This is a genomic window from Pseudomonas petrae, from assembly GCF_021728295.1.
GTDB classification, from domain to species: Bacteria; Pseudomonadota; Gammaproteobacteria; order Pseudomonadales; family Pseudomonadaceae; genus Aquipseudomonas; species Aquipseudomonas petrae.
The window spans coordinates 219,988-241,984 of sequence record NZ_JAKJXE010000007.1 but is presented as its reverse complement, the minus strand read 5'-3'; the positions used below and the strand labels follow the sequence as shown (position 1 = coordinate 241,984).

General features: G+C 61.2%; 18 protein-coding genes. 7 read left to right on the top strand and 11 right to left on the bottom strand.

The features are described 5' to 3' along the window. Positions 1 to 135 precede the first annotated feature (135 nt). A complete protein-coding gene (locus L4G42_RS14470) occupies positions 136 to 5,061 on the top strand; it encodes an alpha-2-macroglobulin family protein (protein WP_237251953.1) in 4,926 nt (1,641 codons plus the stop codon). 152 nt (positions 5,062 to 5,213) lie between these two features. Here L4G42_RS14470 and L4G42_RS14465 read toward each other — a convergent pair whose 3' ends face one another. Beyond that, positions 5,214 to 5,507 (bottom strand): hypothetical protein, encoded by a 294-nt coding sequence (locus tag L4G42_RS14465; RefSeq protein ID WP_065987718.1) that lies wholly within the window; start codon positions 5,505 to 5,507, stop codon positions 5,214 to 5,216. Positions 5,508 to 5,668: 161 nt separating this feature from the next. Between L4G42_RS14465 and pbpC the strand changes: the two genes are divergently transcribed. Continuing rightward, positions 5,669 to 8,005, top strand: coding sequence for a peptidoglycan glycosyltransferase PbpC (pbpC, locus tag L4G42_RS14460; RefSeq protein WP_237251999.1), 2,337 nt, complete (start codon positions 5,669 to 5,671; stop codon positions 8,003 to 8,005). A gap of 68 nt (positions 8,006 to 8,073) precedes the next feature. Here the strand turns inward: pbpC and L4G42_RS14455 are convergent, their stop codons facing one another. The 6 genes from L4G42_RS14455 to L4G42_RS14430 form a co-directional block, all read right to left on the bottom strand. Further along, positions 8,074 to 8,643, bottom strand: a complete 570-nt coding sequence (locus tag L4G42_RS14455; protein WP_237251954.1) for a DUF4136 domain-containing protein — start codon at positions 8,641 to 8,643, stop codon at positions 8,074 to 8,076. Between the two features lie 42 nt (positions 8,644 to 8,685). Beyond that, a complete protein-coding gene (locus tag L4G42_RS14450; protein WP_237251955.1) occupies positions 8,686 to 9,315 on the bottom strand; it encodes a DUF4136 domain-containing protein in 630 nt (209 codons plus the stop codon). 48 nt (positions 9,316 to 9,363) lie between these two features. Continuing rightward, positions 9,364 to 10,113, bottom strand: a complete 750-nt coding sequence (locus L4G42_RS14445; RefSeq protein ID WP_237251956.1) for a methyltransferase domain-containing protein — start codon at positions 10,111 to 10,113, stop codon at positions 9,364 to 9,366. Beyond that, positions 10,110 to 10,415 (bottom strand): MazG-like family protein, encoded by a 306-nt coding sequence (locus L4G42_RS14440; protein ID WP_237251957.1) that lies wholly within the window; start codon positions 10,413 to 10,415, stop codon positions 10,110 to 10,112. The genes L4G42_RS14445 and L4G42_RS14440 overlap by 4 nt, the downstream gene beginning before the upstream one ends. 246 nt (positions 10,416 to 10,661) lie before the next feature. Then, the gene (locus tag L4G42_RS14435) at positions 10,662 to 11,519 is read right to left on the bottom strand and encodes a MaoC family dehydratase (RefSeq protein ID WP_237251958.1); all 858 of its coding nucleotides are present in this window, start codon (positions 11,517 to 11,519) and stop codon (positions 10,662 to 10,664) included. An 87-nt stretch (positions 11,520 to 11,606) separates the two neighbouring features. Beyond that, on the bottom strand, positions 11,607 to 12,974 hold the full coding sequence (locus L4G42_RS14430; RefSeq protein WP_237251959.1) for a 3-oxoacyl-ACP reductase: 1,368 nt from the start codon (positions 12,972 to 12,974) through the stop codon (positions 11,607 to 11,609). A gap of 117 nt (positions 12,975 to 13,091) precedes the next feature. Between L4G42_RS14430 and L4G42_RS14425 the strand changes: the two genes are divergently transcribed. The 3 genes from L4G42_RS14425 (at position 13,092) to L4G42_RS14415 (ending at position 16,419) form a co-directional block, all read left to right on the top strand. Further along, positions 13,092 to 14,369 carry an acetyl-CoA C-acetyltransferase gene (locus tag L4G42_RS14425; RefSeq protein WP_237251960.1) on the top strand — a complete coding sequence of 426 codons (1,278 nt, stop codon included), beginning with the start codon at positions 13,092 to 13,094 and terminating at the stop codon, positions 14,367 to 14,369. A 116-nt stretch (positions 14,370 to 14,485) separates the two neighbouring features. Beyond that, on the top strand, positions 14,486 to 15,292 hold the full coding sequence (locus tag L4G42_RS14420; protein ID WP_237251961.1) for an AraC family transcriptional regulator: 807 nt from the start codon (positions 14,486 to 14,488) through the stop codon (positions 15,290 to 15,292). A gap of 233 nt (positions 15,293 to 15,525) precedes the next feature. Next, a complete protein-coding gene (locus tag L4G42_RS14415; RefSeq protein ID WP_237251962.1) occupies positions 15,526 to 16,419 on the top strand; it encodes a PA4780 family RIO1-like protein kinase in 894 nt (297 codons plus the stop codon). A 39-nt stretch (positions 16,420 to 16,458) separates the two neighbouring features. Here L4G42_RS14415 and L4G42_RS14410 read toward each other — a convergent pair whose 3' ends face one another. Then, positions 16,459 to 17,313: a hypothetical protein gene (locus tag L4G42_RS14410; protein WP_237251963.1), complete on the bottom strand. Its 855-nt coding sequence runs from the start codon at positions 17,311 to 17,313 to the stop codon at positions 16,459 to 16,461. A gap of 301 nt (positions 17,314 to 17,614) precedes the next feature. Here L4G42_RS14410 and L4G42_RS14405 point away from each other — a divergent pair, with 301 nt between their 5' ends. Further along, positions 17,615 to 18,541: a hypothetical protein gene (locus tag L4G42_RS14405; RefSeq protein ID WP_237251964.1), complete on the top strand. Its 927-nt coding sequence runs from the start codon at positions 17,615 to 17,617 to the stop codon at positions 18,539 to 18,541. 74 nt (positions 18,542 to 18,615) lie between these two features. Here the strand turns inward: L4G42_RS14405 and L4G42_RS14400 are convergent, their stop codons facing one another. Then, on the bottom strand, positions 18,616 to 18,996 hold the full coding sequence (locus L4G42_RS14400; RefSeq protein WP_237251965.1) for a hypothetical protein: 381 nt from the start codon (positions 18,994 to 18,996) through the stop codon (positions 18,616 to 18,618). A gap of 154 nt (positions 18,997 to 19,150) precedes the next feature. On the opposite strand from L4G42_RS14400, the gene L4G42_RS14395 reads away from it, so the two are divergent. Then, positions 19,151 to 19,351, top strand: a complete 201-nt coding sequence (locus L4G42_RS14395) for a heavy-metal-associated domain-containing protein (protein ID WP_237251966.1) — start codon at positions 19,151 to 19,153, stop codon at positions 19,349 to 19,351. 216 nt (positions 19,352 to 19,567) lie between these two features. On the opposite strand, the gene L4G42_RS14390 is transcribed toward L4G42_RS14395, so the two are convergent. After that, complete coding sequence (locus tag L4G42_RS14390) at positions 19,568 to 21,427, bottom strand: Lnb N-terminal periplasmic domain-containing protein (RefSeq protein ID WP_237251967.1); 1,860 nt, start codon at positions 21,425 to 21,427, stop codon at positions 19,568 to 19,570. A 72-nt stretch (positions 21,428 to 21,499) separates the two neighbouring features. After that, positions 21,500 to 21,988: a DUF3015 domain-containing protein gene (locus L4G42_RS14385; RefSeq protein WP_122535346.1), complete on the bottom strand. Its 489-nt coding sequence runs from the start codon at positions 21,986 to 21,988 to the stop codon at positions 21,500 to 21,502. Between the last annotated feature and the right edge of the window lie 9 nt (positions 21,989 to 21,997).

Below are 21,997 nucleotides of genomic sequence, written 5' to 3'. Positions count from 1 at the left end.
GCTCCCGGGCAAGCGCGCGAGTGTAGCGAGAACAAACGCACAAACCCACGGTCTATCTGCGCGCCGCGCTTTACGAACGCCAAAGCGATGCTATAACTTCTGCTCCCTCATCGCTGCCGTCCAAATGAGTGCCTCATGCTAAACAAAGGATTGTTCCTGGCCTGCGCGCTGGTACTGCTCAGTGCCTGCGATTCCTCTTCGTCCGACAAGCCCGCGCCTGTCCCCGCTCCACCTGCCGCTGCAGCTGCGCAATCTGGCCCCGCCGATGCCAAGCCCAAACCTGCGGTGGACATTCCCGCGCTGAGCAAGCGGTACGCCGGGCGCGAGTTGACGGTGGTGGACGTCTCCGAAGTTCAGCTCGATGGCGCCAGCACGCTCTCGTTGAGCTTCTCGGTGCCATTGAACCCCGATCAGAAATTTGCTGAAAAAGTGCACTTGGTCGACAGCAAGGACGGCAAGGTCGATGGCGCCTGGGAGCTGTCGGACAACCTCATGGAGCTACGCCTTCGTCACCTCGAGCCCAAGCGCAAACTGGTGCTGACCATCGACCCGGGTCTGGTGGCGGTGAACAACAACACCCTGGCGGCCGAGTATTCCGCGCGGCTGGAAACCTCTGACCTCCAGGCGACCGTGGGCTTCGCCAGTCGCGGCAGTCTGCTGCCAACCCGGCTCGCTGAAGGCCTGCCGGTGATCGCCCTCAATGTCGATAAAGTCGATGTCGAATTCTTCCGCATCAAGCCTGAGTCACTGCCTGCGTTTCTTGGCTCGTGGGAAGGCTCGTCGAGTCTTGAGAGTTACCAATCCAAAGAATTGTTGCCCCTGGCCGATCTGGTCTACAGCGGCCGTTTCGACCTGAACCCTGCGCGCAACACCCGAGAGACCGTTCTGCTGCCGATCTCCGGCCTCAAACCGCTGCAGCAGCCGGGCGTTTATCTGGCTGTGATGCGCGCCTCCGGGACCTACAACTACACGCAACCTGCCACGCTGTTCACCCTCAGTGACATCGGCCTGTCGGCGCACCGTTACGCCAATCGCCTGGACGTCTTCACTCAGGCGCTGGAAGGCGGCAAAGCCCTGAGCGGCGTTGACGTCGAGCTGTATGACGAGAAGGGCCGCGTGATCGGCCAGGGCAAGACCGACAACGCGGGCCACGCCGAGCTGCCATTGCCGGCCAAGGCTGAAGTGCTGCTGGCGCATCAGGGTGAGCAGACCAGCATGCTGCGCCTGAACAGCGCTGCGCTGGATCTGGCGGAATTCGACATCACCGGCCCCAAGGCCCACCCGCTGCAATTTTTCATCTTCGGGCCGCGCGATCTCTATCGGCCGGGCGAAGTGGTGCTGCTCAACGGCTTGCTGCGTGACAGCGACGGCAAGAGCGTGAAACCTCAGCCGATCACTGTGGAAGTGCGTCGCCCGGATGAGCAGGTCAGTCGCAAGTTCGTCTGGGACGCTGACGCCACCGGGCTGTATCAGTATCAATTGCAGCTGTCGGACGAAGCACCGACAGGTCGCTGGCAATTGGTCTTCGACCTCGGTGACGGCAAGCCGCAGCTGTATGAATTCCAGGTCGAGGACTTCCTGCCGGAGCGCATGGCGCTGGAACTCAAGGGCAGCGACACCCCGCTGGCGCCCGATGCGCCGTTCGATGTGGCGATTACCGGTCGATACCTCTACGGCGCACCCGCGTCGGGCAATCGCCTGAACGGTCAGCTGTATGTGCGTCCTCTGCGGGAAGCCGTGCCCGGTCTGCCGGGTTATCAGTTTGGTTCGGTGACCGAGGAAGACCTCAAGCAAGACCTGGAAATCGAAGACAGCACGCTGGATGCCAACGGCAAGCTCGACCTGAGTATCGACAGCCAATGGGCCAAGGCCCGTTCGCCGCTGGAGCTGGTGCTGCAGGCCAGTTTGCAGGAGTCGGGTGGGCGTCCGATCACGCGGCGACTGACCCAGCCGGTCTGGCCCGCCGATGCAATGCCGGGCCTGCGTGGCTTGTACGACGGCGAAGCCACTGATGGCGACGGCCCGGTTGAGTTCGAAGTGCTGATGGCCGACGCCCAAGGCCACAAACTGGCCGCCGACAACCTCAAGGTGCGGCTGGTCCGCGAGCGCCGCGATTACTACTGGAACTACTCCGACAGCGATGGCTGGAGTTACCACTTTAACGAGAAGTTTCTCAACCTGTCCGAAGAAACCCTCAGCGTGAAGAAGGACTCGACGGCGAAAATCAGCTTCCCGGTGGAGTGGGGCCCTTATCGCGTCGAAGTCGAGGATCCATCCACCGGCCTGATCAGCAGCGTGCGTTTCTGGGCTGGTTATCGCTGGCAGGACAATGCCGAAGGCGGCGCTGTGCGTCCCGATCAGGTCAAGCTGGCGCTGGACAAACCGGCCTATGCCGACGGCGACACCGCCAAAGTGACGGTCACGCCGCCGTCTGCGGGCAAGGGCTATCTGTTGGTGGAATCGAGCGAAGGGCCGCTGTGGTGGCAAGAGATCGATGTGCCTGCAGAAGGCAAAACCTACGACATCCCGGTGGACAAGAAATGGGCGCGGCATGACCTCTATGTCAGCGCGCTGGTGATTCGTCCGGGTGAGCGCAAAGCCAACGTCACGCCGAAACGCGCCGTGGGCGTGTTGCACCTGCCGCTGGACCGCTCGCAGCGCAAGCTGGCGCTGACCGTCACGGCACCCGAAAAGATGCGACCCAAGCAGCCGCTCAAGCTGAAGGTCAACGCGAAGAACGCCGACGGTACGGTCCCGAAGAGCGTGCATGTGCTGGTCGCTGCGGTGGACGTCGGCATTCTCAACATCACTGAATACGCCACGCCGGATCCGTTCGCGGCGATGTTCGGGCGCAAGGAATATGGCGCCGATCAACTGGACATCTACGGGCAGTTGATCGAGGCCGGGCGTAATCGTCTCGCCAGCCTGGCCTTCGGCGGTGACGCGGCGCTGGCCAAAGGCGGCAAGCGGCCGGAAACCAGCGTCACCATCGTCGCCCTGCAAAGCGCGCCGGTGACCCTGAACGAGCAGGGCGACGCGGAAGTCAGCGTCGACATCCCGGATTTCAACGGTGAGCTGCGGATCATGGCCCAGGCCTGGACCGACGAGCGCTACGGCATGGCCGAGGCGAAAACTGTTGTCGCGGCGCCGCTGATTGCCGAGCTGTCGGCGCCCCGATTCCTGGCGGGCGGCGACCAGACCAAGGTAGCGCTCGACCTGTCGAACCTGTCCGGCAAGGCGCAGAAGCTCAACGTGCAAGTGGTTGCTGAAGGGCAGTTGAGTCTGGCTGAAGGCGACGGCGCCAAAGCCGTCAGCCTGAATCAGGGGCAGCGAACCACCCTGCAGATTCCGGTCAAGGCGCTGGGCGGTTTCGGTCAGGGCGTCATTCGGGTCACGGTCAACGGTCTGGACCTGCCGGGTGAGAACCTGTCGGCCTTCAGCCGCGAGTGGACCATCGGCGTACGCCCTGCGTACCCGGCGATGCTCAAGCAATACCGCGCTGTGCTCAAAGATCAGGCATGGAGCCTGCCGGACGGCGCGCTTGAGGCGTTCGAGCCAGCGGGGCGCGAGGCGCTGCTGTCGGTTTCGAGCCGTCCGCCGCTGAACCTTGGCGAACAGATACGCGCGCTGAAAGCCTACCCCTACGGTTGCCTGGAGCAGACCACCAGCGGCTTGTACCCGTCGCTTTACGCCGACGCCGCAACGCTCAAGCGTCTGGGCCTGCAAGGCGAATCCGACGCCGAGCGCAAGCGCAAGATCGAACTGGGCATCGAGCGACTGATCGGTATGCAGCGCTACAACGGCAGCTTCGGCCTGTGGGCGGCGGACGGCGAGGAGGAATACTGGCTGACCGCGTACGTCACCGACTTCCTGCTGCGCGCCCGCGACCAAGGCTTTGCCGTGCCGCCGGATGCGCTGAAGAAGGCCAACGAGCGGCTGCTGCGTTACTTGCAGGAGCGCAATCAGATCGAGGTGAATTACAGCGAGAACGCCGATCACACCCGTTTCGCCGTGCAGGCCTACGCCGGTCTGGTGCTGTCGCGCAGTCAGCAGGCGCCGTTGGGTGCGCTGCGCAGCCTGTTCGATCGCCGCAGCGACGCGCGATCAGGCCTGCCGCTGGTGCAGCTGTCCATTGCGCTGGAGAAAATGGGTGACAAACCCCGCGCTGATCAAGCCCTGCTCGCAGGGTTGGCGGCTGGTCGCAAGGCCAACGACTGGCTCGCCGATTACGGCAGCCCGCTGCGTGATCAGGCGTTGATTCTGTCGCTGCTGGAAGAAAACAAACTGGCGCCGGACAAGGTCGAGGAGCGGCTGTTTGCGCTGTCCGATCAGGTCGCGGCGAACCGGTACCTGTCGACGCAGGAGCGCAATTCGCTGTTCCTCGCCGGTCGCGATCTGCTCGGCAAGCCCGAAGCCAAATGGGCGGCGACGTTGACCAGCGGCAGCAATAATCGCGAACTGAGCAACGATCAGCCGGGCGTCAAGCTCGACAGTTCAGTGCTGGCCGCGCCGTTGACGGTGCAGAATACCGGCGGCGACACGCTGTATCAGCAGATGACGATTTCCGGTTATCCGTCGCAGCCGCCTGCGGCCGGGGGCGAGAACCTGTCGATCAGCCGTGATTACCTGGGCATGGACGGGGAGGCGCTGAACCTCAATGGACTGAAGAGCGGAGAACTGGTGTTGGTGCATCTTGAGATCAAGGCCAAGGAGCGCGTGCCGGATGCGTTGGTGGTGGACCTGCTGCCCGCGGGCCTGGAGATCGAGAATCAGAATCTGGCGCAGAGCTCGGCCAGCCTGGAGGACGCCAGCGAGTCCGTGAAGCAGTGGCGCGAATCGATGGAAAACGCTGGCGTGAAGCATCAGGAATTCCGCGGCGATCGTTATGTGGCTGCGGTGGACCTGGAAGGGTTCAACACGGTGCACCTGCTGTATCTGGCGCGGGCTGTGACGCCGGGCGTGTACCGCGTGCCGCCGCCGCAAGTGGAGTCGATGTACCGGCCGAACTGGCAGGCATTGGGCGAAGCGCCGGCGCAGTTGGTGGTGAAGGGCAAGAAGTAGAAGTGACCAAGGTGATCGCTCCCACGCTCTGCGTGGTAGCGACTCGGTCGGCGCTCCGCGTTAGGTGACGCGGAGCGTCTGAGGCTGCATTCCCACGCGGAGCGTGGGAACGATCAGCGCAACGAGGGGACGATCACGCGGCTACTTGCCGATCAATGAATAATCCAGCTCAACAGCCACAACCCCAGAAACAGCCAGATGATCCCCATGATGATCGAGGCGCGCATGAAGGCGCGGATCGCTGAATACAGCAGCATCAGCCCGATGACCAGGGCCACGATGCTGACGATTGAAGTGTCCATGCCCAGCGTGCGCGACAGGCCGTCAACGAAATTGCCGCCCGCGTGAGTGAACATGTTGAACAACCAGCTTAAGCCGTCGACGACGAAGCGGATCACGGCGCCAATCACTTGGCCGAGCCATTCGAAAACGCTTTCTACCTGCATATTTGCTTCCTGATGAGGGACGTGGACCAAAAACGGCGTTGCTCGCTTTGGCTGTCGATTGTCTGGGCGAGTTCCCTGTCGGGTAAAGGCTTTCTGTGAAGATCACACGATTATTGCTGCGACAGATCCGCTCGGGATTGTGGGAGCGAGCGTGCTCGCGAATAAATCAACGCTGTGCCCGCGCTTTCGCCTGGCTCATCGGCAGCCTGCTTATCGTGTGTCTGCTGCTCTGGCTCGCCGACCGGATATGGCCGCTGCCCTTGCCCAAGGATGATCTGGCCCGCGTGGTGCTCGCCGAAGACGGCACGCCGCTGTGGCGATTCGCCGATGCCAATGGTGTCTGGCGCTACCCGGTGACGGTCGATCAGGTGTCGCCCTATTACCTTGAAGCGCTGCTGACCTACGAGGATCGCTGGTTCTATCAGCATCCCGGCGTGAACCCCATGGCGCTGGCGCGCGCCGCCTGGCAAAACCTCAGCGGCGGCCACGTGGTGTCCGGGGGCAGCACGCTGTCGATGCAGGTGGCGCGTTTGCTCGACCCGCATTCACGCACGCTGGCGGGCAAACTTCGGCAGCTCTGGCGGACTGCGCAATTGGAATGGCACCTGTCCAAACAGGACATCCTTGTGCTGTACCTAAACCGCGCGCCGTTTGGTGGCACGTTGCAGGGCGTCGCCGCCGCCAGTTGGGCCTACCTGGGTAAGTCCCCGCAACAACTGACCCGTGCCGACGCGGCGCTGTTGGCGGTGCTGCCCCAGGCGCCGAGTCGCTTGCGTCCTGATCGCCACGCGCAACGCGCTCAGGTCGCGCGGGACAAAGTGCTGCGGCGTCTGGCGGAGTTCGGCACATGGCCGCAGGGTGCTGTTGACGAAGCGCTGGAAGAACCGCTGCTGCTCGCGCCTCGTCAGGAACCGAGCCTGGCGCCATTGCTGGCCCGACGCCTGAATCGCCCGAACAGCCCGCCGCTGATCCGCACTACGCTGGACGCCGGGCTGCAGCGTCGTCTCGAGGACCTGCTGTTGGGCTGGCGCGCCCGTTTGCCCGAGCGCACGTCCGCCGCGATTCTGGTGGTGGAGGCGCAGAACATGGCCGTGCGCGCGTACGTCGGCTCGGTGGACATTGGCGACGCCAAACGTTTTGGCCATGTGGACATGGTCAGCGCGCTGCGTTCGCCCGGCTCGACGCTCAAACCCTTTCTCTACGGCAAGGCCATCGACGCCGGGCTCATCCATTCCGAATCGTTGCTGCAGGACGTGCCACGACGCTATGGCGACTATCGTCCCGGCAATTTCTCGTCGGGTTTCAACGGCGCGGTGGCGGCGAGTTCGGCGCTGTCGATGTCCCTCAACCTGCCGGCGGTGCAGTTGCTGGAAGCCTACGGACCCAAGCGCTTCGCCGCCGAATTGCGCAACGGCGGTGTGCCGCTGACCCTGCCGCCCCTGGCCGAGCCCAATCTGGCGCTGATTCTCGGCGGCGCGGGCAGCCGACTGGAGGATCTGGTCGGCGGCTACAGCGCTTTCGCGCGTGGCGGGCGCAGTGCGGACATTCGCTTGCAGCCCGATGATCGATTGCGTGACCGGCCAATGATGTCGCCGGGGGCGGCGTGGATCATTCGGCGCATCCTCAGCGGCCAGTCGCGGCCTGACCTCGACCCCCATGCGGAACTCGTGCAGCGGCCGCAACTGGCCTGGAAAACCGGCACCAGCTATGGCTTTCGTGATGCGTGGTCGATTGGCGTCGGGCCGAGGTTTCTGATTGGCGTGTGGATCGGCAGGCCCGACGGCACACCGGTGCCCGGGCAGTTCGGGCTGGCGTCGGCAGCGCCGCTGATGCTGCAGGTTCACGACCTGTTGGTGAACCGCGATGCCCAGCGCAACATCCTGCCGCCTGTGTTGCCGGTGCCGCTCAACGTTGGCGTCGCGGCGATCTGCTGGCCGCTGGGTCAGCCGATGAGCAAGAGCGACCCGAACTGCCGTCGCCAACGTTTCGCCTGGACCCTCGACGGCACGACGCCGCCGACCTTGCAGGCGACCGATCAGCCACTGGGGTTGGGGCTCTCGGAGAAAGTCTGGCTGAACGACAAGGGCCTGCGCGTCGCGGCAAGTTGTCCACAGGCTCAACCAAAAGAGATCGCCCTCTGGCCTGCGCCGCTTGAGCCTTGGCTGCCGAAGAGCGAGCGACGCGAGGCGCGTCTCCCGGACGTTGACTTATCATGCCCGCCCCAGGGATTGAGCCTGGCGCCGCCGTTATCCGTGGTGGGAGTACGTGAGGGCGACCAGTTGCGTTTGCCGGCCGGCAGTCAGCAGTTGTTGCGGCTCACGCTGTCGGCGCTGGGCGGGAGTGGCCGGCGCTGGTGGTTCATCGACGGCATGCCGGTCGGCGACACGGCCAGTCAGGATAGCTACACCCACACTTTCACACGCCTGGGGCGCTACCAACTGAGCGTGCTGGATGAAAGCGGGCAGACCGCACGGGTGGAGTTCAGTGTGGTGGATTGAGGCAGGGTTTGCCTCAATCCCGCTTAGAAGGTGTGTTGCCACCTCACTGGCTGACAACCGACTCAACCTCAGTGGGGCGGGTATTGCTGCAGGATTTTCTGCACCGTCTGGCGCAGTGCCTGCTCACGGGCGGCCGGGTTGGCGTTGCCGTCGCTGACCATCTGCTCGGTGCTGCCACGCCAGACCAGCTTGCCGTCCTTGCCGTCGAGCATGTCGATCTGCAGCGTTGAGACTTTGTAATCGATGTTGCGTGTCTCAGTGCCTATCGGGCCGCCCCAGTAGCCGCCCCATGGATTGCCCCAATAACCGCCACCGCCGCCGTAGTTGGTGGTGACTGTCTGCTGGCGGTTTTCAACGATGAGCCATGCCTGCAGTTGAACGTCTGCTTTCACGCCGGGCGCCGCCATGCTCAGGCCGCGCTGCTCCAGTTGCTCCCCGACCGCCTGGCGAATGCGCTGCTCGGTCAGATCACTTTTGATGCGCGGATCGTTCGGTTGATATTGCAAGCCGGGCTCTTTCCACGCCCAGGACCGGTAGGCGCCGAAATCGCGTTGGGCGTCGAAGTCACGGTTGACCCGATCGGTCTGGCAGGCGCCGAGCAGCAGGGCGACACAGAGGACAGCAATGCGGCGGTACATGAGTTTCTCCAGCGTGAAAACAAAACGCCATAGGACGTGAAATCAGGACGGTGGGTAAGCCGTCAGTGCTTGTTGTACGGCCTGGCGCAGGGCTTTGGCGCGTGTTGACTGATCGCCGCCACTGGCGGTTTCGGCGCTGGCGCTCCACACCGGCTGGCCGCTGCGGGCATCGAACAGGCTGATGCGCACCACAACGACCTGCTCTTGGTAGGTGCGCACGATCGGGACGCTGGCATAGCCGCCGTAACCGTTGCGGTAGCCGTTGCCACCGTAATAGCCCACACCTGAACCGCCGTAGTACGGATCGTAATAGTCATCGCGCACCTGACGGATCCGGGTCTCCGCGTGGGCATCGGCGGCCACGCGCAGGTCCGCCGCCTGCGGGTTTTGCGACGGACGCAGGCCGCGTTGATCCAGCCCGTTGCTGACGGCTTCGGCCAGTTGAGCCGAGTCTGCCCAGAGCGTACCCGGCGGCAACTGGCCGTTGAGCCAGGCCCAGTTGCGATAGCGGCCATAATCGCGAGGCGCCGCGGGGTAAGCGCTCATGTCGATGGCATTGGCGGCCTGAGGTGGCGCCGGTGGAATGGCCGCAGACACGGCGCGATAAGGGTTGGGACTCTGGCAGGCGGCGAGGCCCAGGCAGAGGGACAGCAAAGCGAGACGGCGTTTCATGAGGGTCTCCGCAGCGAGTGTTATGCAGCGTGTAGCAACCAGCCTGGGTCAAACAGCCCGGCATATCCAGTGCAGGTAGCGTCCCAGTCCGGCGAAGGCCGGGTGGCGACGATGCGCGAGCTCCATTTCCAGGAGATCCGCAAGGTCGACTTTGGCTTGGAACTCGATCGGCATGTAGTCGTGAAAAACCCGAATGCCACTTTGGGTTTCGACTCGCCACAGGGAGCCAAGTTGCGCCGCCAATTCGCGGGGATCAAGCGGCTCCTGCGGGGTCAGGCTCTGTTTTTCGCCGGCCAGGGTGTTCTTGCGCATTTTGCGGAAGTGGCCCTTGAGCAGATTGCGATAAATCAGTGCGTCGCGGTTGTAAAAAGCCAGTGACAGCCAGCCGTCGGGCTCGGTCAACTGATGCAGTACCGGCAGAATCGTGAACGGCTCGTCCAGCCATTCCAGCACTGCATGGCAGATCACCAGGTCGTACCGCTCGGTCAGAATATCGGGCAGTGCTTGCCACGGCGCCTGAATGAAGTTCGCCGTCTGCCCCGCGTCGGTAAATCGCTGACGAGCGCCTTCGAGCATGGGGGCGGCGGGTTCGGCCAGCGTTACGTTATGCCCGCGCTCGGCCAGCCACAGCGACATGTGCCCAAGCCCGGCGCCGATGTCCAGTACGCGCAGCGGGCGGTTCGGCAGGCTTTCGATAAGGTCAGCCTGCAGCACCGCCAAGCGGATCGCACCCTTGGCGCCGCCGTAAATCTTTTCAGCGAAGCGCGTCGCCAGTTGATCGAAATGACGGTCACTCATTTGCTGAACCGCCGTTCGCCGTCCGCCAGTTTGGCGCGCACCACTTCATCCATGTCCAGCCCCAACTCGCTGCACAACAACAGCAGGTACAACACTATGTCCCCGACTTCCTGCCCGGCGTGGGCCAGCTCATCTGCGGGCAGCTGACGCGACTGCTCTTCGGTCTTCCACTGGAAGATCTCCACCAGCTCGGCCATTTCCACACTGGCGGCCATGGCCAGGTTTTTCGGGCTGTGAAATTGCCGCCAGTCGTTATTATCGCGAATGCGATGCAGGCGTTGAGTAAGTTCGTCGAGGTTCATGGGGGGCTCCTGAAGGTGCGTAGCTTCAGGGGGATAGGCGATTGATGCAAGGGGTGCTGATCCGCCGGGACGCAGCTGATTGACATGCGACGGTGGTGGAGCTATTCCCGGCTAAAGCCGGTCCCACTTAACAGCCTGCGCCCCAACTTTACTGACACGACCCACGCTTTTTAGTGGGACCGGCTTTAGCCGGGAAGGCGACAGATGTCACACCGCAAAACAACTGGCGCACGATAGGCGCAGCCATCACTCCGTCGCAGGCTGCCAACTCCCCACCATATGCACGATCCCTTCCGCGCCTTCCAGCTTGAACTGCCCATGTGACCCCGCCGCGCTGGCCGACAGCGTCACGCCGCTCGGCAGCCGCACCGGTTTGTGAAATTCCACCGATATCTCCACATTCGACGCCGGCAGGTGATCTTCAAGCGCAGCCAACGCGCGGCTTTTTATCCACAGTCCGTGGGCGATGGCCTTGGGAAAGCCGAACAGCCTGGCGCTGCTGTCACTCAGGTGAATCGGGTTGTAATCACCACTGACCTTGGCGTACTGACGGCCAATGTCCGACGGCGCCGACCACGTCGCCAGTTCCGTCATCGGCAGTGGCGCAGGTTCGTAATCGCCCTCGACCTCGCCCTCCACCTGGACTCCCCGGCACAGCATCGTGCTCTCTTCCTCCCACAGCAGGCCGAGCGCATCCTCGATCTGGGTGATCAGGCTGAACGTCGAGCCTTTGGCGTGAGGCTTGAGGTGGCCGGCACGCACGCTGACCTGCACTTTGATCACGCTGCCAAGGGGCCGACGAATGCTGATCCGGTTATGCAGGTGGACCAACCCGAGGAGCGGGAAGGGGAAGTCCTTGTCGGTGAGCAGCTTCATTTGCAGCGGGAAGGCCAGCACATGGGGATACGTCGGCGGCAGCAGACTGCCGGGCACGAAGCCGCAGACGTGGGCAAAGGCTTTCACTTTGTCCGGATCCACCGACATCCAGCACCGCAGGCCCTGATCCGGCAGTTGCGTGCCGCTGACCTTGCGCCGCAGCGCCGCTTGCATGAACAGGCCGGGCAGGGCCGGTGGCGTATCCAGATACCGCCAGTGCGCACTCATCGAGTTTCTCCAGTGGTCATGCTGCAGATCCGGCACGCCTCGGATCGACGGGGCGGCTATTCATACATTCGTCTTCTTAGTGCGGACTCAGGCGCCGAGGACGCTTTGGCCGCACACCCGCAGCACCTGGCCGCTCATGGCGCCGGAACCCGGTTGACCCAGCCACGCCACCGCTTCTGCCACGTCTTGCGGCTGACCGCCCTGGCCCAGCGAACTCATGCGTCTGCCTGCTTCGCGCAGGGCAAAGGGCATGTGCGCCGTCATGCTGGTTTCAATAAAACCCGGCGCCACGGCGTTGATGCTGATGCCTCGCGCTTTGAGGGTCGGCGCCATAGCCTTGGCATAGCCGATCAGGCCGGCCTTGCTGGTGGTGTAATTGGTTTGCCCACGATTGCCCGCCAGACCGCTGATCGACGCCAGCAGAATCACGCTGCCATTCTCGTGCAATGCGCCGCTGTCGATCAGCGCCTGGGTCAGCACCTGCGGCGCATTGAGATTGACGTTGAGCACCGAGTCCCAGAAGTCCGCCGGCATGTTGGCCAGCGTCTTGTCCCGGGTGATGCCGGCGTTGTGCACGACGATATCGAGCCCGCCGGGGAGGTGATCAATCAACTGAGCGGCAGCGTCCGGTGCGCAGATGTCCAGGACCAGCGCCTGCCCACCAAGACGCGCAGCCAGCGCATCGAGATCGGATTTAGCCTGGGGGACGTCCAGCAAAACGACCTCTGCACCGTCGCGAGCCAAGGTTTCCGCGATGGCCGCGCCGATGCCTCGGGCTGCGCCGGTTACCAAAGCTTTGCGTCCGGCCAGCGGACGGGTCCAGTCCTGAACCTGCTCGCCGCATGGGCTGAGGCGAATGACCTGACCGGAAATGAACGCGCTCTTTGGCGACAGGAAAAAGCGCAGCGCGCCTTCCAGTTGCTCTTCGGCGCCGTCCTCTACTTGCAGCAGCTGAACCGTGCCGCCGTTGCGCATCTCCTTGGCGAGCGAGCGGCTAAACCCCTCTATGGCCTGTTGAACGCTCGCTGCCAGCGGATCAGATTGAGCATCCGGCGCGCGCGCGAGAATGACAATGTGCGCGCTGTTTTCCAGATGACGCAGCACTGGCTGGAAGAATTCGCGTAACTGACTCAACTGAGCGGTGTGCAGCAGCGTGCTGGCGTCAAAGACCACGGCCTTGATCTTCGCGCTCTGCTCGGCATTCCAGGGGTGAGCACCGGTATTTTCGCCAGTCACTGCACCGCCAGCACTGAACAGCACATCGGTCAGGCGCGGCGCGAAGGTGTTGACTCGCTCGGCCAGTGGCCCCGTGCTCAGTAGCAGCGCGCCCTCCACCGGACGCAGACGCCCCGCCTGCCAGCGCTCCAGACGTGCGGGCGCTGGCAAACCGACGGCGCCGACCAGCTTGCGACCCAGGTCGGAGTTGACGAAGTCAATGTAGCGATCGGATGCCATGGAACACTCTCCTTGAGTCGGGGTTCAAACCAATGGACCGCGTGGGTGGGTAATAGGTCCTACGCTCTTAGGCAGCGCTTCTTAAACGATAGACGCATTCAGGGCAGGGAGATTTCGATGATTCAGACACGACGCGTGGCCATTGTCGGCGGCAATCGCATTCCGTTCGCACGCTCCAACGGCGCGTATGCCACCGCCAGCAATCAGGAAATGCTGACCGCTGCGCTGGAGGGTCTGATCGAGCGTTTCAATCTGCACGGCCTGCGCATGGGTGAAGTCGCCGCCGGCGCGGTCCTCAAGCACTCCCGGGATTTCAACCTCACCCGTGAATGCGTGCTCGGCTCAAGGCTGTCGCCGCAAACGCCGGCCTATGACATTCAACAAGCCTGCGGCACCGGGCTCGAAGCGGCGCTGCTGGTGGCGAACAAAATCGCCCTCGGCCAGATCGAGTGCGGCATTGCCGGCGGTGTCGACACCACCTCCGATGCGCCCATCGGCGTCAACGAAGACCTGCGGCAGATCCTGTTGCAGGTCAATCGCAGCAAGACTACGGCCGACAAACTCAAGGCGCTGACGCAATTGCGCCTGCATAACCTCAAGCCGGAGCTGCCGCGCAATGGCGAACCCCGTACCGGTTTGTCGATGGGCCAGCACTGCGAACTGATGGCGCAAACCTGGGGCATCCCGCGCGAGGCGCAGGACCAACTGACGCTGGAAAGTCACCAGAAAATGGCCGCCGCCTATGCGCAAGGCTGGCAGGACGATCTGCTTACGCCATTTCTCGGGCTGACACGCGACAATAACCTGCGGGCCGACGCCAGCCTTGAAAAACTCGCCTCGCTCAAGCCCGCCTATGAGCGCAGCGCCAAAGGCACGCTGACGGCGGGCAACTCGACGCCGCTGACCGACGGCGCCTCACTAGTGTTGCTCGCCAGCGAAGACTGGGCGCGTGAGCGCGGCTTGCCGGTTCTGGCTTACTGGCGGGATGGCGAGGCCGCCGCTGTGGATTTCGTGCGCGGCAACGAAGGCTTGCTGATGGCCCCGGTCTACGCCGTCCCCCGCCTGCTGGCGCGCAACGGCATGACGCTGCAAGACTTCGACTATTACGAAATCCACGAAGCGTTTGCCGCGCAGGTGCTGTGTACGTTGAAGGCGTGGGAAGACCCGGAATACTGCAAGACCCGCCTCGGTTTGGACGCCCCGCTGGGCTCGATCGACCGCAGCAAACTCAACGTCAAAGGCAGCTCGCTGGCGGCCGGGCATCCGTTTGCAGCAACGGGTGGGCGAATTGTGGCGAACCTGGCGAAGTTGCTGAGCAAGAGAGGGGCAGGGCGCGGCTTGATATCGATTTGTGCGGCGGGTGGCCAAGGCGTGACAGCGATTATTGAGCGATAAGATTTTTTAGGGGGAACTGATCCAAGGGGTTCTTGATAACGGCGCAGAGTCCCCATCACCGCTGGCCCCCTCTTTCCGGCCCGCCTAAACTGCTGCCTCTCACCACAGGCCAGTCCATGCCCACCACCGGACACACCTCCCTGCGAAAGCCCGGGACCGAGCGACAGGTCCCTTCGCTAGAAGACCTTCCGCGTCCGCTCTATGCCCGCGCCGAAAGCCTTGGCGCGGGTTCCTGGACACCGACTCACCGCCACGACTGGGTGCAGTTTTCATACGCCATCAGTGGCGTGCTCGGCGTGCACACACCCCATGGCAGCTTCTTCGCACCGCCGCAGTGGGGCGTGTGGATTCCGGCCGGGCTGGAGCATGAAGTCGTCACCTCAACCCGCGCCGAGATGCGCAGCTTGTACGTGCGCAAAGAAGACTGCACATGGGCAGAGAACCGCTGCCGTGTATTGGAGGTCACGCCGTTGGCCAGAGAGCTGATCAAGGCGTTCTGTCAGCTGCCCGCGGAGTATCACGAGGGTGAGAGCGCGGAGTCTCGGCTCGTTCAGGTACTGCTTGACCAACTGGCGACCCTGCCGGAAGTCGGGTTCTCTTTGCCGCTGCCTCGTCATGCGCGCCTGCTGTTGCTGTGCGCGGAGCTCGTCGAAACGCCGGATCAAGCGGTCACCCTGAATGATTGGGCAGCGCGTTTGAATATGTCGGAAAAGACCCTGACGCGATTGTTTCAGCGCGAAACCGGCTTGAGCTTTCGGGGCTGGCGGCAGAGGGCACGCCTGCTGTCGTCACTCAATGCGTTGGAGGAAGGCGTGAGCGTTACGAGCACGGCGCTCAACTGCGGTTACGATTCGACGTCGGCTTTTATTGCTGCTTTCAAAGGGCTGTTCGGGAAGACACCCGGCGAACTGTTTCGCGGATGATGAGTGAAGATTGTCCAGTCGCGTTGTCGCCGCCTGTCGATAAGCGCTGCAGTACAGGCGATCGAGCGCTGCAATTATGCGTCGGCACGAATGCTGCTTGGCCAAGTGTCAGGGATATCGTGAGACAGCTGGCATACAGTCAATCGACCTGACCCCCTACTCGCTGGCAGAAGATTGCCGTATAACGAGCAACAATCGCGTGTTTGGCAACGAAGGACCCCCAATAAAAGCTGATGAAGACTCCTAAACGCATTGAACCCCTGATCGAAGACGGTCTGGTGGACGAGGTGCTGCGCCCGCTTATGAGCGGTAAAGAGGCAGCTGTTTATGTGGTGCGCTGTGGCAATGAGCTGCGGTGTGCCAAGGTTTACAAGGAGGCCAACAAACGTAGTTTCCGTCAGGCAGCGGAATATCAGGAAGGCCGCAAGGTCCGCAACAGCCGCCAGGCCCGCGCCATGGCCAAGGGGTCGAAGTTCGGCCGCAAGGAAACCGAAGACGCGTGGCAGAACGCCGAAGTCGCGGCTCTGTTCCGTCTGGCAGGCGCCGGCGTGCGAGTGCCCAAGCCTTTCGACTTCCTTGAGGGCGTACTGCTCATGGAACTGATCGCTGATGAGTACGGTGATGCCGCGCCGCGTCTGAATGACGTGACGCTTGAGCCAGATCAGGCGCGCGAGTACCACGCGTTCCTGATTCAGCAGATCGTGCTGATGTTGTGTACCGGTCTGGTGCATGGTGACCTGTCCGAGTTCAATGTGCTTCTCACGCCCACTGGCCCGGTCATTATTGACTTGCCGCAAGCGGTGGATGCTGCGGGCAACAACCATGCGTTCACGATGCTGGAGCGCGACGTCGGCAACATGGCGTCTTACTTCGGCCGCTTCGCGCCTGAGCTTAAAGAAACGCGCTACGCCCGTGAGATGTGGTCCCACTTCGAAGCGGGCACGCTGTCCCCAGCGACCGTGCTGACGGGCGAATTCGCTGATCCAGACGAGATTGCCGACGTCGGCAGTGTGTTGCGCGAGATTGAAGCGGCGCGACTGGATGATGCAAGGCGCCAGGCCGCGCGGACCGCGGACGATGCACCGCCGAACAAGTCCGAAGAACCGCCTCCGCCCTGGATGCAGTAATCGCTTGATGAGAACCCGGCCTCGGCCGGGTTTTTGCGTTCATACCGAAGCTACTCTCAGCAGTTGCGAGAACAAGTAATGAGGATCTGCCGGATTTACCCTTACGCTGCAATTGAAAATCGCCGGCTTCCCCTTGTTTCGCATTAGCCACGAAGGATCGATGGTGAAGTTGAGATACGGATTACTGCCAAACACGGGCATATCGTCCGCCGACCACTCGTCACCTTCGGCGCCAACGGCCCGAACGCCCACGGTGCTGCTGTTATTGAACTGAGTTTGTTTTTGCACCCTGAGATTATCGTGCCCAGCGTTGAGGGTAGGGGCATTTACTTGAAATGAATGCCCATCTACCGTGAGAAGGAGTGTTAACGAGGTAAAAGTTTCTGTGCTGGGAGGGCGTTTCACTGTGTAGTAGATGGATGCGTTATGGCCTATGACATCAATGACTTCGTATTTGGATATCGGAAACGGTTGCAGCGACAGTGAGCTTCCCACCGTTTGTAGGGTAGAGCCAATAGTAATGGTCCGGCCCACCCAATACATTTTCACGGTATCGCCGATTTTCATGTTGTAGTCAGGAACAATACAGTGGATATCATCGTTCACCTGATAATAATCCAGGCGCTCCCTGTTATCCGCAACCGAGGTTGCCTCCCTTACATGAGGTACCACCAGATTCATCGCTTCTTCGGTCACCGTAATACGCCACTCGTTGGAGCGCCCCGTAGTGGAGCGTGCGGTAAACGTGTGCAGGCCAAGCGGAAGATTTTGTGCGGTGAATGACCAAGTATTGCCAGTACTTGTAGCCGTGCCCAGCAGGGCTTCGCCGTCGTAAATATTAATCATGTCCATGTCTCGTGACGATTGGGCATTAGAAGGCGTGGGCAGTTTCATGAATAGCTCCTCGGCGGGTTTAAAACGATAAGATGAGAAGTTAATGCTAGGAAGGGGGTTTTAAATCGTCAAGTTTTCGCATCGTTTTTATTCTTTATGAATATTCGAAATTAGAGTCTCATGATTTATTGCCATTCGGTTTAATGTACTGTCAATTCTGACAGTTGCTGGCTGCGTGTCTTGAGCGAAATATGATGGCGCAGCGTCGACTGTTGAATTTTAAGTCTCCTTTTTTGTGGGGGATTCTTGCGGCTCGGTGGTTTGCATACGTCAGGAGACAATCGACCGGGAGGTCTGAGCCATGTTGAGACTAAGAGCACTGTTTTTTTCTTTTTTTGTTGTGGCGATCACGTCATGCACAACCGTTGACAGAGGCACGACTTCTGTCGCAATACAGCAAGCATCGGTTATTCGGGAAGACATTGGGCAGCAAGTTGCCCGGCACTTGACGGCACGCTACGCCGATGTTCGAACAAATTGCGGTACGGACTCGCAGCCCGCTTTTTTATGCAGTGGCGTCACGATCAGGGGCACGTCTAGCAATCCAAGTTACCATGTATGGAATAATAGTCCGGCCTCTATTGCCAAAGGTGGGGTCTCATTTTCTTATCTACGGGCCGATTCGACGTATAGCCGACTGGCCTATGGGTATACCAACGGGTTTATTTTTAATGCCTATTTTTACGCTGATAATCAACTTCATCCGGAAGTCTTGTGCTTTTTTCCAATTGACGCAGGGACGGCCAACAGACCCAATAAAGGGTGCGGGGCTTATCCCGGTTTTGCCGGAAGCGGGCCTTGTCATTTGGAGGGGGTTGCGACTGCGGCGCAATTTTGGACCCACTACAACGCCCATGCATCTAGCCGACACTCTTACCAGTGTGGCTTTGACGTCACTGATGGTCGCAATGCATTAGCAGGACCAGCCTTCGCCGCGGGACTCGGCGCGATGCACTTGATGGGCGTGGAATCCTTTAATGAACAAAACGAATTCATTATTGCCGCCTGGGTGGACGGCCTGGGGAAGACGCTGCCGCTGGAGGCGTTTTTTTACCTCTCTGGCACAAACGGCCTGGCGGATGCGCAGCGTAACCAGCGGGACTTGAAGGCTACGGATGGTAGATTGATTCCGATTATCAGCGTCAGGTTGTCACGCACTACAACTGACCCAGCGACCTTCTCTTACCTGCCTGCGGATCAAACCGAACTTATGCCACCACCAACGTAGTCACTATCGTCACCGTGTTCTGTGACTGGATCATGAGCGCATGGCCCGGCTGACGACGTCGTTCTGGATTGTTATCAGTAATTCAAATCCGCTTTCTTCAGGTACATACCGTTTGGGCCGGACGCAATGCGGTATTTCAGAACGTCGCCCGCATTGATGTGCAGACGCGTGCTGTTCTGCGCCTCAATGCCGGGCGAGCAACCCGGCGTCTGGCCCGGCAGTACACGCAAGCGTACCGACACATCGCCGGCGGGCAAGTTGAAGGAGCGAGATTCTTCCTGATACAGGCGGCCGACCAGTTGGTCCTGCATGAAAATCCCGATTTCGCAGGAAGTAGAGACCTCCAGGCGCTCTCGGGAAATGATCAGCACGCCATAGTCCTGATCGGCGTGCGCCCAGGATGCGCAAGCCAACAGGCCGGCGAAACCTGCAATACGAAAGGCTGACCAGCGCATGGCCGATTCTCCTGATATGACGGTTGTAGGCGCACTCTGGCTGAGAGTGCGGATATATGCCAGCCCGGCAGATCTATCGGAAACTTGACCTTGCCCCGACGGGAAGGTCTTAGATGGCGTCATCAGGTTTTTCAATGAGACGAGGAGTCAGCACATGCAGGTATTCAACGTTCAAGGCATGACCTGCGCACACTGCGTGCGGGCCGTCACTAACGCCATCCAGGAGCAAGACCCGACGGCGCAGGTGCAGGTTGATCTGGCGAAGGGAGAGGTGAAAGTGCAAAGCCAGCTTGAGGCTGAGCAGGTCATGGGACTTATCCAGGAAGAGGGCTACACCGCAACGCGCGCTCAGTAGGACCGGCTTCAGCCGGGAAAGCGTCAGAGGTTACTCCGCAAAAGTTGATGCTGACCCGACCGGCCTCTTCCCGGCTAAAGCCGGTCCTACTAAAACACCGCGTACACCTGTGGGATCGGTTGGGCAGGTCCCACTCCAACGCCGCGAACATCTGTAGGACCGGCTTCAGCCGGGAAGGCGTCAGGCATCACACTGAAAAAATCAGGAACGCATCACTCAGTAGTGATACCACTTCAGCTCCAGCATCACTTCATTCACCGGAGAGGTCAGCTGGCTGAAATCCCGCTGTGCGCTGAGCCGCAGCCCGAGGTTGCGCGACAGCTCCCATTGTTGATTGAGGCTGATGTTGCGCCGCACTTCGCCATTGGTGAAGTAATCGCCCTTGGTTTCCAGGCTGAAATTACCCAGCGGATTGCGCCATAGCACACCGGTATTGAAACCCGCCGCTGGCGAAATCAGCGCCGAGAAATCGTTGTTGTGCTCGACTCGCACCGTTCCCATCGCAAAGCCCAGCACGTCATCCCCCAGCGTCCAGGTGCCACCTGCGCCACCGTTGACGTGACTCACCAGATTCTCGTCGCCATGCTTGCCCAGTACACGCTCAAGGCCGCCCGCCACTTGCCAGGACCAAGGCTGCAACAGCTCGTTGCGCGGTGTTAGCGAACGGATGGTCGCCAGATCGAGCCGCTGTACCTGCCAATGGCTGTCTTCGTATTGGCGCAGCTTGAGCTGCAGAATCTCGATCTGGGCGCCCAGCGGGAAGCCATACGCGTTGTCATTCAAATCGTGATATGCCATGCGCAGGCCGTATTCGGCGAACGCCTTGTCATCCCGCGTGCCCGCACCCAGTTGCCATGTGCGCGACTCATGCCCGTCTTCCGGCAGCCCCGGGCGCTCAATCTCAAGCGCCGGCGGCGGATTGGTGCTGATCGCGCGCAGCAGGTCATAGCTGCGTTGGGCGCTGGTGGGATCACGCTCCTGGCCGTTGGCGCGATACCGCTCCAGCCTGTAGGCCGCATCCTGAATCAGCGCGCGACGCTCCTTCGGCAGCGCGGTGTAATCGGCACTCTGCATTTGCTTCTGGTCCGCGCTGACCTTCAGAACCCATTGCTGCTCGTCGTGATTCAACGGCTCGGCACGGCTCAGCAGCTCGCGCTCTCTGGACGGGCGATAGTCGATCTTCTCCACCAGCCCCGCGTCCTTCACCGCGCGCACGGTGTCAGTGGGAATGGCCGTCAGGCGAAACTGTGGTGTCAGGTCCAGGCTAGGGCGCGCCACTTGAAGCAGCTCAAGCAAACGGTAGGAGCAGTTTTCGTCGAAGAAGAAATATCCGAAGCGGATCTGTTTGAGTTCCCACACGTGCTCGACCATGCGGCGGGTTTCTTCCGGCGTCAGATTGAGGCGGTATTCCCACAGATCGCGGTTCTCAAGGCTACGGTACTCGGAGAGTTTTTCCTGGTATGGCACCAGCGCGAACAAGCCCGGGTAGCCTCCCATCAGGCCTTTCCACGCATACAAAATGCTGTTGTCGGCGCCTTCGATGTATGCACCGAAATTGATTGCGTAGCTGAGCAAAGCGGTCTTGTTCGCCTGCACGTCAGCCTGATCAATGCGCAGCAGCGTGTGGCCGAACATGGACGAAGGACTGTTGAGGTACGCCGCCGGGAAAATCAGCACTGTGCTGTCCGGGGCCACATCGGAAAACCATTTGTTGAATTCTTTGCAGTCAACCGCAGGCAGATCGGTCAGCTTCAATTCGTCACGCAAAAATCGCGTGCGGGAGGGGTAAACGCATTGCGGATGGGCGTTTTCCTGGCCTTGGGTGACGGGGCGATAGATCGCCTCAAGCGTCGCCGCCAGCTCGGCTTCGGGGTCATGGGCGCCGTTCTGGGCGAGGAAGAACTTCGGGTCATCGACATAGCTGCGCCAGCCACCCAGCTTGCCGGCTTCGTAGTGACCGATGGAGATCCAGAACCTGGAATTGGCCAGTTGCTGCAAACGATCATTGTCGACGTGAGGCGCGGCGTACAGCGGGGCACAGACACAGAGCACCAGCCAGGCAAGGCGTTTGAGCATAGATTGGCAACTAGTCAGAAGTGGGCAGGGCGGAGAACCTGCCTTCCGGGGAGGAAGGCAGGCGGCACGACTTTAAGCTTGGGTCGCGTATTTAGCCAGAGTCGGATCGTTCTTCAGGACGTCGATGGTGTTGGTGTGAACATCTTCAGCAGTGGCGTCGGCCTTGGTGAAGATCTGCTGATAGTGCTCGTGGGTGACTGCGGCGAAATGCGCACGGTCTTCCGGTGCAACGCCCAACACGACCGCGTACGTGGTCAGTGCTTCGCCTTGGCCCATGGCCATGTCTTTGGAGAGCTCATCCATCATGCCGTTCATGGCAATCCAGGATTTGCCGCCGTAGGTCAGCGCGCTGTTGGTGGAGCAACCGTTGGTGCCCGAGGTCATGCCGAAGGTGGCGTTGCCCGAAGTACCGTTGGTGGTGGAAGCGAGGAAGTGAGCTGGAGTGCCGCGTTGACCTTCAAACAGCATGTTGCCCCAGCCGCAGTCCGGACCGCCAGGAGCTTGAGCCATGGCGTTGATGGACACAGCGGCGAAGAGAGTACCAAGAAGAATCCGTTTCATAGCTTTAGT

Bases quoted from the DNA above. Each gene is read 5' to 3' on its own strand.
- L4G42_RS14470 (WP_237251953.1), top strand. From the start codon at position 136: ATGCTAAACAAAGGATTGTTCCTGGCCTGCGCGCTGGTACTGCTCAGT.
- L4G42_RS14465 (WP_065987718.1), bottom strand. From the start codon at position 5,507: ATGCAGGTAGAAAGCGTTTTCGAATGGCTCGGCCAAGTGATTGGCGCC.
- L4G42_RS14455 (WP_237251954.1), bottom strand. From the start codon at position 8,643: ATGTACCGCCGCATTGCTGTCCTCTGTGTCGCCCTGCTGCTCGGCGCC.
- L4G42_RS14450 (WP_237251955.1), bottom strand. From the start codon at position 9,315: ATGAAACGCCGTCTCGCTTTGCTGTCCCTCTGCCTGGGCCTCGCCGCC.
- L4G42_RS14445 (WP_237251956.1), bottom strand. From the start codon at position 10,113: ATGAGTGACCGTCATTTCGATCAACTGGCGACGCGCTTCGCTGAAAAG.
- L4G42_RS14440 (WP_237251957.1), bottom strand. From the start codon at position 10,415: ATGAACCTCGACGAACTTACTCAACGCCTGCATCGCATTCGCGATAAT.
- L4G42_RS14435 (WP_237251958.1), bottom strand. From the start codon at position 11,519: ATGAGTGCGCACTGGCGGTATCTGGATACGCCACCGGCCCTGCCCGGC.
- L4G42_RS14430 (WP_237251959.1), bottom strand. From the start codon at position 12,974: ATGGCATCCGATCGCTACATTGACTTCGTCAACTCCGACCTGGGTCGC.
- L4G42_RS14425 (WP_237251960.1), top strand. From the start codon at position 13,092: ATGATTCAGACACGACGCGTGGCCATTGTCGGCGGCAATCGCATTCCG.
- L4G42_RS14420 (WP_237251961.1), top strand. From the start codon at position 14,486: ATGCCCACCACCGGACACACCTCCCTGCGAAAGCCCGGGACCGAGCGA.
- L4G42_RS14415 (WP_237251962.1), top strand. From the start codon at position 15,526: ATGAAGACTCCTAAACGCATTGAACCCCTGATCGAAGACGGTCTGGTG.
- L4G42_RS14410 (WP_237251963.1), bottom strand. From the start codon at position 17,313: ATGAAACTGCCCACGCCTTCTAATGCCCAATCGTCACGAGACATGGAC.
- L4G42_RS14405 (WP_237251964.1), top strand. From the start codon at position 17,615: ATGTTGAGACTAAGAGCACTGTTTTTTTCTTTTTTTGTTGTGGCGATC.
- L4G42_RS14400 (WP_237251965.1), bottom strand. From the start codon at position 18,996: ATGCGCTGGTCAGCCTTTCGTATTGCAGGTTTCGCCGGCCTGTTGGCT.
- L4G42_RS14395 (WP_237251966.1), top strand. From the start codon at position 19,151: ATGCAGGTATTCAACGTTCAAGGCATGACCTGCGCACACTGCGTGCGG.
- L4G42_RS14390 (WP_237251967.1), bottom strand. From the start codon at position 21,427: ATGCTCAAACGCCTTGCCTGGCTGGTGCTCTGTGTCTGTGCCCCGCTG.
- L4G42_RS14385 (WP_122535346.1), bottom strand. From the start codon at position 21,988: ATGAAACGGATTCTTCTTGGTACTCTCTTCGCCGCTGTGTCCATCAAC.